The organism is Streptomyces sp. NPDC044044 (genome assembly GCF_056434405.1).
This window is the reverse complement of sequence record NZ_JBWKFG010000005.1, coordinates 245,247-257,998: the sequence shown is the minus strand read 5'-3', so window position 1 is coordinate 257,998 and position 12,752 is coordinate 245,247. Positions and strand designations below refer to the sequence as shown.

At 72.1% G+C, this 12,752-nt stretch carries 11 protein-coding genes; 6 read left to right on the top strand and 5 right to left on the bottom strand.

The genetic code is table 11. The features are described 5' to 3' along the window. Positions 1-26: 26 nt before the first annotated feature. Positions 27-401: an STAS domain-containing protein gene (locus tag AC07AG_RS20785; RefSeq protein ID WP_249589292.1), complete on the bottom strand. Its 375-nt coding sequence runs from the start codon at positions 399-401 to the stop codon at positions 27-29. A 265-nt stretch (positions 402-666) separates the two neighbouring features. On the opposite strand from AC07AG_RS20785, the gene AC07AG_RS20780 reads away from it, so the two are divergent. Both AC07AG_RS20780 and AC07AG_RS20775 read left to right on the top strand, forming a co-directional pair. Continuing rightward, complete coding sequence (locus AC07AG_RS20780; protein ID WP_249589291.1) at positions 667-1,266, top strand: sigma-70 family RNA polymerase sigma factor; 600 nt, start codon at positions 667-669, stop codon at positions 1,264-1,266. Then, positions 1,263-2,609 (top strand): maleylpyruvate isomerase mycothiol-dependent enzyme family protein, encoded by a 1,347-nt coding sequence (locus AC07AG_RS20775; RefSeq protein ID WP_478756524.1) that lies wholly within the window; start codon positions 1,263-1,265, stop codon positions 2,607-2,609. The genes AC07AG_RS20780 and AC07AG_RS20775 overlap by 4 nt, the downstream gene beginning before the upstream one ends. Before the next feature lie 52 nt (positions 2,610-2,661). Here the strand turns inward: AC07AG_RS20775 and purU are convergent, their stop codons facing one another. Next, positions 2,662-3,546, bottom strand: coding sequence for a formyltetrahydrofolate deformylase (gene purU, locus AC07AG_RS20770; protein ID WP_478756523.1), 885 nt, complete (start codon positions 3,544-3,546; stop codon positions 2,662-2,664). A gap of 143 nt (positions 3,547-3,689) precedes the next feature. Then, the gene (locus AC07AG_RS20765) at positions 3,690-4,193 is read right to left on the bottom strand and encodes an SCO4402 family protein (protein ID WP_478756522.1); all 504 of its coding nucleotides are present in this window, start codon (positions 4,191-4,193) and stop codon (positions 3,690-3,692) included. A gap of 117 nt (positions 4,194-4,310) precedes the next feature. Between AC07AG_RS20765 and AC07AG_RS20760 the strand changes: the two genes are divergently transcribed. Beyond that, the gene (locus tag AC07AG_RS20760) at positions 4,311-5,585 is read left to right on the top strand and encodes an ABC transporter substrate-binding protein (RefSeq protein ID WP_478757054.1); all 1,275 of its coding nucleotides are present in this window, start codon (positions 4,311-4,313) and stop codon (positions 5,583-5,585) included. Positions 5,586-5,624: 39 nt separating this feature from the next. Here AC07AG_RS20760 and AC07AG_RS20755 read toward each other — a convergent pair whose 3' ends face one another. After that, entirely contained in the window at positions 5,625-7,640 is a 2,016-nt protein-coding gene (locus AC07AG_RS20755) for a hypothetical protein (protein ID WP_478756521.1), read from the bottom strand. A 273-nt stretch (positions 7,641-7,913) separates the two neighbouring features. Beyond that, positions 7,914-9,302: a transcriptional regulator gene (locus tag AC07AG_RS20750; protein ID WP_478756520.1), complete on the bottom strand. Its 1,389-nt coding sequence runs from the start codon at positions 9,300-9,302 to the stop codon at positions 7,914-7,916. A 286-nt stretch (positions 9,303-9,588) separates the two neighbouring features. Here AC07AG_RS20750 and AC07AG_RS20745 point away from each other — a divergent pair, with 286 nt between their 5' ends. The 3 genes from AC07AG_RS20745 (at position 9,589) to AC07AG_RS20735 (ending at position 12,752) form a co-directional block, all read left to right on the top strand. Continuing rightward, positions 9,589-10,248: a bifunctional DNA primase/polymerase gene (locus AC07AG_RS20745; protein ID WP_478756519.1), complete on the top strand. Its 660-nt coding sequence runs from the start codon at positions 9,589-9,591 to the stop codon at positions 10,246-10,248. 105 nt (positions 10,249-10,353) lie between these two features. Continuing rightward, positions 10,354-11,148 (top strand): ABC transporter ATP-binding protein, encoded by a 795-nt coding sequence (locus AC07AG_RS20740; RefSeq protein ID WP_478756518.1) that lies wholly within the window; start codon positions 10,354-10,356, stop codon positions 11,146-11,148. Continuing rightward, on the top strand, positions 11,145-12,752 hold the full coding sequence (locus AC07AG_RS20735) for a transporter (protein ID WP_478756517.1): 1,608 nt from the start codon (positions 11,145-11,147) through the stop codon (positions 12,750-12,752). The genes AC07AG_RS20740 and AC07AG_RS20735 overlap by 4 nt, the downstream gene beginning before the upstream one ends.

The window sequence follows — 12,752 nt, the reverse complement described above, 5'->3', positions numbered from 1 at the left end:
TCTCGGGGTACGTGCGCGGGGCGGGGTCACGCGGAGAGCGGGACCGCCTCGTCGTCCACCGCCGCCGCCACGTCCGGGAAGACCTCGAAGAGCCTGCGTACGCCGAGGGCCGCGAGGACGCGGTTCACGTGGGAGCCGTCCTCGGCGCCCTTGGCGGGCAGTATCAGGCGCAGGCGGCCCTGGCAGGAGCGGAAGAGGCGCCGCGTCGCGATGAGCACGCCGACGCCGCTGGAGTCGCAGAAGAGCACGTCGGAGAGGTCGAGGACAAGGCTGTGGCGGCCGTCGGCCACCGCGTCGTGCACGCGCTGGCGCACGACGGGCGAGGTCACGAGGTCCATCTCGCCGGACACCCGCAGCACGGCCCAGCCGTCCTGCTCGTCCACGGCCACCTGCAGCGTCACTCGCACGCCTCTCGCTCGCTGATACCGCTCGCTCGTCGTAGCTCGTCGATGCGGAAGCCTTCCCTACGCTTCCTAGGTCGCGGCTGCCCCACCTGTTCTCCATGAAACACCAGGAACGCCTGTCCCTATCACCCGAGGCCAGGTGCTGGCGCACTTTGCCGTAAAGGGAGTGCGTTGTCGGCGGTGGCGACTACATTCGATGGAGGGTTTCGATCGGGACGAGTTGTCGGCACGAGCAAGGAACGGCACGCGCAGAGGGGGCCGCATGGCGAAGGACGCGCCGCGTCGCTGGGACCGCCGCATGCAGCAGCGACTGGCGCACGGCGAAGCAGCCGCGCTCGGGGAGCTGTACGACCGCTTCGCCTCCCTCGTGCACGGCCTCGCCCACCGCGTGCTCGGCGACGAGGACGCCGCCGACCGGATCACCCGCGAGGTCTTCGCCCACATCTGGGAGAACCCCGACGCGTACGACCCCAAGCAGGGCCCCCTGCGCTCCTGGGTCGCCACGCTCACCCACCAGCAGGCCGTCCGGCGGCTGCGCCAGACCGAGTCCGCCGCCCTGGCCCGCGGCGGCGAGGGCACCATGGAGGACCTGGAGCGCAAGGTGCGCCGCGCCTCCGCCGCCGCCCGCGCCGACTACATCGTCACGGCCATGCCCGCCCCGCTGCGCGCCGCCCTTGAGCTCGCCTACTTCCAGCGGCGCGACTACCGCCAGACGGCCGCCGACCTCGGCGTGACGGAGGACGAGGCACGGCGCCGCCTGCGCCTTGGCCTGCAGCTGCTCTCCACGGCGAACGACGCGGCGGGACCGGCGGAGCCACACCCCTCACCGGGGCCGCACCCCGGTTACGGGAGAGCGCTGTGAAGGGGCCCGACCGGCAAGAACCGTTCGAGGAACCGGACCGCCCCGCGAACGAGAACGAGGGCTACGGCGCCGGTGCCGATGCCGGTGCCGATGCCGGTGCGCAGGACCGGGGCGAGCAGAAGGACTCCCGGCGGCCGCCCCGTATACCGATGCCACGCACCTCCATAGAGGACACCGGCAACCCCTTGCCGGATCCGCCCTTCGCCCTCGACCACCGCGTCCTGAAGTCGCTCCTGGGAGCCTGGGCGCTCGCCGCCTGCTCGGTCGACGAAGCCATCGCCGTGGAGGAACACCTGGGCCACTGCGGCCCCTGCGCGGAAGAGGCCCTGCGGCTGCGCGACGCGGTGGGTCTGCTGCACCAGGAGGAGAGCCTCGACCTCGACCCTGGCCTGCGCAACCGCGTCATCGAGAGCTGCCTCGGCCGGCGCCCGCCGCGCATCCCGGTGCCCGAGTGGGCCGTTCCGTACGACGCGGAGACCGCGCGGCTCGACGCCCTGCTCCGGGACATCGGCGAGTCGGAGTGGCACGCTCCGGTGCGCCTGCGCTGGTTCGACGAGGACAACCCGGTCAGCCGCAAGACGACGGTGGCCGGAGTGATCGCCCATCTCCTCGCCGTCGACGGCCTGGTCGCGCTGGCCCTCGGCCTCGACGACCCGCTGGGCAGGGATGCACCGCCGCGGTCCGACCCGGGCCGCCGCACCGAGGCGTACTGGCGCGCTTCGTACTTCCCGCCCACGCGCGCGGTGCGCGGCCCCTGGCGCGAGCAGACCCACGAGCTGATCCGCACGGTGTCCTTCACGGCGGGCGGTGCGTACGGCTCCGGCTCGGGCGGCCTCACCGTCCCGTACAGCGCCCCGGACGAGAACGGCCGCCGCGTCGAACTGCCGCTGCGCGACTCGATGGTGGACCGCGCCTTCGAGTGCTGGATCCACGCGGGCGACATCGCGGAGGCGGTGGACTATCCGTACGAGCCGCCGTCCCCGCGCCATCTGCACCGCATGATCGAACTCGCCGCCCGGCTGCTCCCCGGCACGCTCGCCGAGCGCCGCCGCTCGGGGCGCGCCGCACCGTCGCGCGGCCTGGTGGCGGCGGGCGCTCCCGGGCGGAGCCTGCGCCTCGAGGTCGAGGGCTTGGGCGGCGGCGAGTGGTTCATCCCGCTCGACTCCCCCGGCGCGAGCGCGTCGGCGGACCGTGAGGTGGCCCATGTCGCACTGGACGGCGTCGAGTTCTGCCGCCTGGCCGCGGGCCACGTGTCGCCGGAGGAGGCGGCAGCGGGCCAGGTCGGCGACCGCGAGGCGATCAGGGACGTGCTGTTCGCGGCGGCGTCACTGAGCAGGATGTGACCTTCGGGCGGGGCCCACTCCGCGGCAGGGCCTCGCAGGACCCGCCCTGCGGTCAGGCGAAGACGACCGTACGCCGCCCGTTGAGCAGGATCCGCCGCTCCGCATGCCACTTCACGGCCCGCGCCAGCGCCTGGCACTCCACGTCACGGCCGATCGCGACCAGCTGGTTCGGCGTGACGTCGTGGCCGACCCGCTCGACCTCCTGCTCGATGATCGGCCCCTCGTCGAGGTCCGCCGTCACATAGTGCGCGGTCGCGCCGATCAGCTTCACACCACGCGCATGCGCCTGGTGGTACGGCTTCGCGCCCTTGAAGCTCGGCAGGAAGGAGTGGTGGATGTTGATGATCCGGCCGCTGAGCTGCTTGCAGAGGTCGTCCGAGAGCACCTGCATATAGCGGGCGAGGACGACGAGCTCCACGTTCTCGGCGCGCACGAGCTCCAGGAACTGCGCCTCGGCCTCCGCCTTGTTGTCCTTGGTCACCGGGATGTGGTGGAAGGGGATGTCGTACGAGGCGACCAGCTCGGCGAAGTCCGTGTGGTTCGAGACGACCGCCGCGATCTCGACCGGCAGCGCGCCGATCCGCGAGCGGAACAGCAGGTCGTTCAGGCAGTGCCCGAACTTCGACACGAGCAGGACGACGCGCATCTTGTCGTCGGCGCGGTTCAGCTGCCAGTCCATGTGGAAGGAGTCGCCGATCGCCGCGAAGCTCGCCCGCAGCTTCTCCAGCGTCACCGGCGGCTCCGCCGAGAAGTGGACCCGCATGAAGAAGAGGCCGGTGTCGTGGTCACCGAACTGCTGGCTGTCCTCGATGTTGCACCCGGTCATGAAGAGATAACTCGACACGGCGTGCACGATGCCCTGCTTGTCCGGGCAGGAGAGGGTGAGGACGTACTGCTCAGCGGGGTCGGCGGACGCGGCGACGGACGGCTCGTTCATGCAGCCAAGGTTCCCACAACCGGCACCCGCCTCGGTCCGCGTTCCGCACGTCGGGACCGGCTGCGCCCCTTCAGGGGCGCGGGGAACTGCGCGATCAACCCCCACAGACCCGCAGGTCCGTCACCGCGATTCCGGCGGGACGCTCAGCTCCCGGCCCGCGTCATGATCCGAAGGACCTCCAGCGTCCGCGGCGGCACGTCAGGCTCCTCCCCGTCGCTCGCCGCCAGGCGGACATGCGCGTCCCGCGCCGCCCTGACCGCCTCCGGCCACCCCGGGTGGTCCAGATAGGCGGACACCAACGCGTCCGGCCCCACCTCATGCATGATCCGCAAGACCCTCAGCACCGCCGCGTCGACCAAGGCCGCCTCCTCCGCGTCGCGGAAGATCGTCCCCACGTACTTCTCTGCGGACCAGTTGTCGAGCCAGGTGTCCTCGACAAGGCGGTACACGGCGTCGGTCACGTCCCCGTACTCGTCGCGCCCGGCGAGCCAGCACTCACGCTGGAACCCCGGGTCGGAGAGCATGTGCAGCGCCGAGCGCACGTTGCTGCGCCAGCGCCACCATGGCATGTCGTTCGTTGGCATGCCGCCCATGGTGCTTGAGCGACGGCCACGACGGGAAGAGTTCTCCGAACCTTGCACGGTCATCGATCGTACGTTCCCCTTTCGCGGAGCCGAATCGGCCCCTGCCATTCACCTTCTTGTCACCATGCGTTGAGAGCGCGTCACTCCATGGTTGGCACTGCGGCGGAATCGTGCATGACCATGCCCGTCTCGCGACGCACCCTGCTCCCCCGCCCCTCCAAGACCGCATCCCTCACCGCGGCCGCCCTGGTGGCGGCGTGTGCGTCCTTGACCACCGGGTGCGGGGTCATCCCTGGTTCCACGGGGGGATCCAGGGAGGACCCCGTGACCGTCATGACCTGGGCCCCCGAGAAGACCAAGGCGACCAACAAGCCCGGCATCCCCGCGATGGCGCAGGCCTACGCGCGCTGGGTCAACGCGAACGGCGGGCTCGACGGGCACAAGCTCAAGGTCATCACCTGCAACGACCACAACGACCCGGTGGGCGCCGCCGACTGCGCCCGCAAGGCGGTCGACATGGAGGTCGCGGCCGTCGTCGGCTCCTACAGCCAGCACGGCCAGTCCTTCCTCTCGCCCCTCCAGGTCGCCGGAATCCCCTACATCGGCGGGTACGGCGTCACCGACGAGGAGTTCAGCAGCCCCCTGTCGTACCCCGTCAACGGCGGCGAACCGGCGCTCATGGCGGGCAACGGCCGGCAGCTCGCCGCCCGCTGCGAGCGCGTCTCCCTCGTACGCCCCGACACCATCGCCGGCGACGACCTCCCCAAGCTCCTGGACGCGGGCCTCACCGAGGGCCACCGCAAGCCCTCCTCCGACATACGGGCGTCCGAGGACGGCACCGACTTCACGGCCCAGGCCGAGCAGGCACTGGAGCGCGCGGGCACCGGCGGCTGCGTGACCGCGGCGCTCGGCGAGCGCACGGACACGTTCTACGACTCCTACCGGCGCACCGAGGACGCGTACCCGACCGCGAAGATCTCCTCCGTGCTCGGCAGCATCGACCAGTCCCTCATCGACCGCACGGGCGGCGGCAACGGACCGTACGAAGGCGCCTACATCACCGGCTGGTATCCGGCGGCGAGCGACGCCCGCTGGGACGAGATGCGCGAGGCCATCCGCCGGCAGGCGTTCGGCGACAACCGGATCGACCCGACGGACGCGGGCGTGCAGACGACGTGGATCGCCTACACCGTCCTGAAGCAGGCCGTCGAGTCGCTCGACGGCGGCGAGGTATCGGCGCGGTCGCTGCGACGGGCACTCGACGAGGGGCTGGAGGTCCGGACGGGCGGACTCACTCCCACGCTGAGCTGGCGCTTCAAGGACATGCTCGCGGCGAGCGACTTCCCGCGCCTGGTCAACGCGAACGTCACGTTCCAGACGGTGCGCGACGGCCGTCTGGTGCCCGCGCGCAAGGGGTTCGTGAACGTGTCGAAGACCCTGGAGCAGGTGCGGTAACCCACACCCACCCGGCCCCCCGCGCGGCCCCCGCCCGCCCTACAGCTGCGACTTGTCGCGCGTGGTGAGGCCGTACTGCTTGGCGATGGCGTTCCACAGCCCGGCCGCTTCCTGCTTGGCCGTGGTCGCCTCGCCGCTCGACTTGTTCGCGGCGACCGCCTGCGGTGTCGTGCGCGCGTGGCCCTTCTTGCAGCCCTTCTTGCCCGCGACCTGCCCCGCCCACGCGGCGTAGTGGTTGTCGGCCGCGGCGGACGCCTTCCAGGCCTTGGTGAGGGAAGCGGTCAGCTGGGCGTTGGCGGGGAGCTTGTCCACGGAGAGCTGCGAGAGGCGCGTGACCAGGCCGTTGCGCTGCTTGGCCGCGTTGCGCAGATCGGTGGCCGACTGGCTGAGGTCGGCGCACTTGCCGACGTTGCGTACGGCGCCGATCACCGAGTCACGGCTGTTGTTGCTGTCGGCGAGGAGCTTGTCCAGGGCGACGGCCTGCTCCTTGGCGGGGTCGACGGAGGGCGAGGGCTTCTCGTCGGTGGGTGCGGACTCGGAGACGGTCTGGGGACTGTCCTTCTCCTTGTCACCGCCGCCGCTGAGCAGGGCTCCGGCCCCTACGCCGATCACGGCGATGGCGACACCGGCCGCCACGAAGATCGGCACCTTCGACCCGGTGCGTCCCCCGCCGCGCGGCGCGGGAGCGGCGGCGGCGGCACGGCGCGCGGCCCTGCCCCCACCGTCGCCGTGGCCGTGGGCGGCGGGCTGCGGCGGCTCGAAGCGGGGCATCTGCTGGGTCGACGCGGGGCCTTCGGGCTCCGGCTGCTCGGTACGGAAGAGACTGTCGAACTCGGCGGGCGGCTGCCGGTCGCCGGGGGCGCCGGGCCGTATCCCGAAGGGTGCCTTGCCGGGCTCGGCGGGCACGGGGGCGATGAACTGCGTCGGCTCGTTGTCGGAACCGGCCGCCGGGGGCATGGGCGCGCCCGGCATCGGCGAGCGTCCCAGGAACTGCGTGGAATCCCCCGCGGGCGCCTCGGGCGGCAGGGCGCCGGGGGCCACGGGAGGTATGTACTGCGTGGCGCCTTCGTCGACGCCCGCGCCTGCGCCGGGCATCGCGGGTATGTACTGCGTCGCGTCCGCGTCACCCGGGGCGGCGGGCGGCAGCGGCGCGAGGCCCCCTGCGACGGGCGGCAGCGGCGCGCTCCCACCGGAGCCGCCGGGAGGAAGCTGCCCGGTCTGACCGGTCTGCGCGGCCGGGGGGAGCTGCCCTGCCTGCGCTGCGGGCGGAAGCTGCCCCGCCTGACCGGCCTGCGGAAGCGGCTGCCCAGCGGCCTGTCCGGGGTGTCCCTGGGGTATCTGCTGCCCCTGCTGTACCTGCTGCCCCTGCTGCCCGGGGTACGCGGCGTCGGCGGGCTGCCCGGCATGGGCTCCGCCCGCCTGCTGTCTCGCGTGCGCTCCGCCCGCGGGCTGCCCCGCGTGCGCCCCGCCCGCGCCCGGTCCCGCGTAGGGCCCGTCGGCGGCGGGCTGCCCCGCGTGCTGGCCGCCCTGGGCGTGACCCGCGTGCTGACCGCCCGCGTACGGCGCGCCCTGGGGCTGGCCCTGCGGCTGCCCCGCGTACGGCCCGCCCTGCGGCTGAACCTGAGGCTGCCCCGCGTACGGGTCGCCCGCACCCTGCTTCGCCCCGTAGGAGGCCCCGTAGCCCTGCGCCTGACCTCCGTGCGCCTGACCTCCGTACGCGGCGCCCGAAGGCTGCCCCCCGTAAGAAGCGTCCTGCGGATAGCCATAGCCCTGCTGCTGCCCGCCCTCGGCAGGAAGCGGGGTGCCCGCGCCGTACGACTGCTGCCGGCCGCCTGCGGAGTCCCACGCCTGGCCCGAGCCGGGCTGCGGGTCCGCGGGAGCAGGGCCCCACGGCTGGCCCCAGGGGCTACCGCCCGCGGGGGCCACGTGGTCGCCGGTGGTGCCGGGCATCAAGGGCTCGCTTCCGTCGGCAGGCAGCACGATGCCTTCGTGCGCGTGCCGGTCCGCGGGATGCGGATCGGAGGAAGCGGCGCCCTGCCCGCTCTGCTGCGTCACCGGGACTCCTACGAATGGGGGACCTACGGAACCGTCAGCTCACGCTACCGGGTCGCCACAGCCGTCTGCCACGCAGCTCAAACCTCCGTCGCCGCTTCCATCACGGAAGTAACAAAAGCTCTCCACGAAACGCTGATTACGCCACAGGGAAGGACCCAACGCGTACGGGAGTTGGCTGTTCACGGTACGGAAAGGGCGGGGACGGGCCACGTTCACCGGTGCGCGACACACATCACAAACCCTTCACGCACCCGCACCCGGTCCCGCACCCCTTCACGCCGCCTGGACGTCCATCCGCGCCCCGAACTCCCTTACCACCGGCTCCTCGCGGTACGGCTCAAGACGCTGCTGGAAGTCCTCCAGGTACTCGGCGCCGCGGTTCGACCGCAGCGTGCCGAGGAGTTCGACCGCCTTCATGCCCGTGTGGCACGCCTGCTCGATGTCCCGCCGCTGCACCTGCGCCGTGGCGAGCAGGACGAGGCCGATCGCCCGCCGCCGCGCCCGCGTCTGGGGGTGCCCCGCGAGGGACTCCTCGGCGCTGCGCGCCGCCGCGTCCGCCTGCCCCAAGTCACGGTGACAATGAGCCAGTTCATCGGCCAGATACGCATGGTCGAAGTGCCGGATCCACACCGGGTCGTCGCCCGATTCCGTCTCCCCGGCCGCCCGGTCCATCGCCTCGACCGCCCGGCCGGCCACGACCTGCGTGGAGCGCCCGTCCCCGAGCAGCGCGTGCCCCCTGGCCTCGGCGGCGTAGAACATGGCCTCCGCGCGCGGGGTGACCCGCCCGCGCGTCCCCTCCTGGGCCGCCCGCGCCAACTGCGCGATCTCCCTCGGATTTCCGAGCTGGGCCGCGAGATGGCTCATGGACGCGGCGAGCACATACCCGCCGTACCCCCGGTCCCCCGCCGCCTGCGCGAGCCGCAGCGCCTGGATGTAGTAGCGCTGGGCAAGGCCCGGCTGGCCCGTGTCCACCGCCATGTACCCGGCGAGCTCCGTCAACCGGGCGACGGCGGCGAACAGTTCACGCCCCACCGCCTCGCGGTACGAACCGGCGAGCAGCCCCGAGACCACACTGTTCAGGTAGTGCACGACCACCGGCCGCACATGCCCGCTGCCGTACTGGTGGTCCAGCTGCGTCAGCGCCTCCGTCATGGCCCGCACCGCCGCCACGTCGGAGAGCCCGACCCGCGGCCCGGCCATCCGGCCGACCTGCGAGTCCGGGGACGAGATCAGCCAGTCGCGGCTCGGCTCGACGAGCGCGGACGAGGCGACGGACGAACCGGACAGGAAGTCCCGTCGCCCCACGTCGCTGCGCCACAGCTCGCAGACCTGCTCGATGGCGCCGAGCACGGTGGGCGAGAACTGCAGACCGACGCCGGAAGCGAGGTTCTTGCCGTTCGCCATCCCGATCTCGTCGATGGTGACCGTCCGGCCCAGCTTGCGGCCGAGTGCCTCCGCGATGATGCCGGGCGCCCTGCCGCGCGGCTGCTGACCGCGCAGCCACCGGGCGACGGACGTCTTGTCGTAGCGCAGATCGAGACCGTGCTCCGCGCCGCACATGTTGACCCGGCGGGCCAGGCCCGCGTTCGAGCAACCCGCTTCCTGAATGAGTGCCTGCAGCCTTTCATTGGGCTGCCGCGCGACGAGCGGCCTTGCGGCCATGGCGTACCCCCTGATGTGCACCGTGGTTCATCTGGTCGGAGGGGCCGGAATCAGCCACCCCAGATGATCAATGCCCTTGGAACAAACGGAAGATGCACCACAAACGGACGATAAGTCGGCAACTGGGCATCTTCGGAGTGCCACAGCCTTGGCTACCCGCACATGGAACCCATTCCCCATGCGCGCCCCCGCCCGTGCACCCATGCGCCCCACATGCAGGATCGATGCTCCGCCCCCGCGCACGCGCGGGCCGTAACCGTAGGTGGCGGGCGGAGTTGAGAAGTCCGTGGAAGAGACCATCGGAGTCACGTCAGCCGCGCACATCCCGAAGCAGCGCGGAGAATCCTTGCTGGACACGGCCGTGCGATACGCGGAAGAGCGCCACTGGGACGTGTTCCCCGGGACGTGGCTCGAGTCCGTCGAGGGGGCCGAAATCTGCTCGTGCGGTGACACCGCGTGCACGACACCCGGTTCGCACCCGGCGCGCGAGGACTGGGCCACGCAGGCGACGGGGAGCGCGACCGTCGCTCGGCGGCTGTGGTCCAAGCAGCCGAAGTCCTCGATCCTGCTGCCCACGGGCCGTACGTTCGACGCCATCGACGTGCCCGAGACGGCCGGGTTCCTCGCGCTTGCCCGCATGGAGCGGATGGAGCTGACGCTCGGGCCCGTCACCTGCACGCCCGACCGCCGCATGCAGTTCTTCGTCCTGCCCGGCGCCACCGCGAAGGTCCCCGACCTCGTACGCAAGCTGGGCTGGCCGCCGGCCGCGATCGACCTCGTGGCACTCGGCGAGGGGGCGTACGTGGCCGCGCCCCCGACCCGCTTCGGCGCGTCGGGCGCCGTGCAGTGGGCGTGCCGCCCCACCGCGGCGAACCGCTGGCTGCCCGACGCCGAGGAGATCATCTCGCCGTTGGCGTACGCCTGCGGGCGCGAGGCGCGCAGGTAGACATCACGGGGGCGCAGAAGCCGGACGGGCTGGAAATCCAGCCCGTCCGGCTTTTGTCGCCCTCGCCGACGTATCGTGCGGAAACGGCGACGAAAGGCGGGCACCGTGACCGAGGCAGCACCGGCGGAAGCACCCGCCGCAGTACGGGTGCAGGGGCTGTGGAAGGCCTTCGGCCAGCAGATCGCCGTCGCCGGGATCGATCTCACCCTCCCCGCGGGCAAGTTCATCGGCCTCGTCGGCCCGAACGGCGCGGGCAAGACCACCACCCTGTCCATGGTGACCGGCCTCCTCCGCCCCGATCGGGGCACCGTGGAGGTCGTCGGCCACGATGTATGGACCGACCCGGTCCAGGTCAAGGCCCGCATCGGCGTCCTGCCTGAAGGCCTGCGCCTCTTCGAGCGCCTCTCGGGGCGCGAACTCCTCGCGTACACCGGACGGCTGCGCGGGCTGCCCGGCGACGAGGTCGACAAGAGAGCGACCCAGCTCCTGGACGTACTCGACCTCGCGGGCGCCCAGCACAAACTGGTCGTCGACTACTCGACCGGCATGCGCAAGAAGATCGGGCTCGCCGCGGCCCTGCTCCACAACCCCGAAGTCCTCTTCCTGGACGAGCCCTTCGAGGGCGTCGACCCGGTGTCCGCCCAGACCATCCGCGGCGTCCTGGAGCGCTACACCGCATCCGGGGCGACGGTCGTCTTCTCGTCGCACGTCATGGAACTCGTCGAATCGCTCTGCGACTGGGTCGCCGTGATGGCGGCGGGACGCATCCGCGCGCAAGGCACCCTCGCGGAAGTGCGGGGCGCGTCCCCGTCCCTTCAGGAAGCGTTCCTCGAACTGGTCGGCGCGGGCGGCAGGGACACCGGCTCGCACCTCGACTGGCTGGGCGGCGGCACCCGATGAGCACGACCACCTCCCCGTCCCCGTCCCCCTCGATCACCCCCGTCTTCGTACGCCTGAAGCTCTCGCTCCTGCGCAACGGCCTGCACCAGTCGACCGGACGCCGCGCCGCCTACATCGCGTCCGTCGCCGCGGCGCTCCTCGTCGCCGCACTCCAGCTCCTCGGCCTGATCGCCCTGCGCGGCAACGAACACGCCGCCACCGTCTCCGTCCTGCTCACCGCCGTGCTCGCGCTCGGCTGGGCGGTGATGCCGCTGTTCTTCGCAAGCGGCGACGAGACCCTCGACCCCACCCGCCTGGTGATGCTGCCGCTGCGCCCGCGACCGCTGGTGCGCGCGCTCCTCGTGGCGTCCCTGGTGGGCATCGGACCGCTCTTCACCCTCTGCCTCGCGCTCGGCTCGGTGATCTCCCTCGCGCACGGCGCGGCGGCGGCCGTCACCGGGGTCCTCGCCATCGCGCTGACCCTGCTCGTCTGCGTGGCCCTCGCGCGGACCGTCGCCGCCGCCAACATCCGCCTCCTGACCAGCCGCAAGGGACGTGATCTGGCCGTTCTGAGCGGCCTGGTCATCGCGGTCGGCGCGCAGGTCGTCAACTTCGGTGCGCAGCGGCTCGGTTCGTCGGGGCTCTCGCAGCTCGACCCCGCGGCGGCCGTCGTCCGCTGGGTCCCGCCCGCGTCGGCCATCGGCGCCGTCGACTCGGTGAGCGAGGGCTCGTACGCCACCGGGATCGCCCAACTCGCCCTGAGCGCCGCCGCCCTCGCCGTACTCCTCGCCCTCTGGCAGCGCAGCCTCACCCACCTGATGACGGCCCCCGACGGCTCGACGCTCGCGGCGGCGGAACCCACCAAGGCCCGCTCGGCGCGCGGCCTGGGCAAACTGCTGCCCGGCGGGCGCACCGGCACCGTCATGGAGCGCAGCCTGCGCTATGTGTGGCGCGACCCGAAGACGAAGGCGGCCTGGGTGACGTCCCTGGCCATCGGCCTGATCGTGCCGCTCTTCAACGCCCTGCAGGGCACGGGCTCGATCTACTTCGCGTGCTTCGCCGCCGGGATGCTCGGCGTCCTGATGTACAACCAGTTCGGCCAGGACACCTCGGCGTTCTGGATGGTCGCGATGACGATCTCGTCGACGTACGACGCGTACATCGAACTCCGCGCCCGCGCCCTGGCACTCCTGTTCATCACCCTCCCCTACGCGACGCTGGTGACGGTCATCACGGCGGCCGTACTCGGCGACTGGACGGGCCTGCCGGAGGGACTCGGCCTCTCCTTCGCCCTGCTCGGCGCGATGCTGGCGACGGGTGCCTGGTCATCGGCGCGCTTCCCCTACTCGATCCCGCAGGAGGGCTACAAGAACGTGGCCCCCGGGCAGGCGGGCCTGGCCTGGATCTCCATCTTCGGCGGGATGGTCGCGGCGGCCCTGCTCTGCGCCCCGGTGCTCACCTTCACCATCTGGCTGCACGTCTCGGGCGCGAGCGACTGGTCCTGGGTGCTGCTGCCGCTGGGCGGGGCCTACGGAGCGGTGATCACGTACTTCGGTCTGCGGCTTGCGGCGCCGAGGGTGGCGCGGCGGCTTCCGGAGATCCTGACGGCGGTCAGCAGGGGCTGA

Bases quoted from the DNA above. Each gene is read 5' to 3' on its own strand.
- AC07AG_RS20750 (WP_478756520.1), bottom strand. From the start codon at position 9,302: ATGGCCGCAAGGCCGCTCGTCGCGCGGCAGCCCAATGAAAGGCTGCAG.
- AC07AG_RS20735 (WP_478756517.1), top strand. From the start codon at position 11,145: ATGAGCACGACCACCTCCCCGTCCCCGTCCCCCTCGATCACCCCCGTC.
- AC07AG_RS20780 (WP_249589291.1), top strand. From the start codon at position 667: ATGGCGAAGGACGCGCCGCGTCGCTGGGACCGCCGCATGCAGCAGCGA.
- AC07AG_RS20765 (WP_478756522.1), bottom strand. From the start codon at position 4,193: ATGACCGTGCAAGGTTCGGAGAACTCTTCCCGTCGTGGCCGTCGCTCA.
- AC07AG_RS20760 (WP_478757054.1), top strand. From the start codon at position 4,311: ATGCCCGTCTCGCGACGCACCCTGCTCCCCCGCCCCTCCAAGACCGCA.
- purU (WP_478756523.1), bottom strand. From the start codon at position 3,546: ATGAACGAGCCGTCCGTCGCCGCGTCCGCCGACCCCGCTGAGCAGTAC.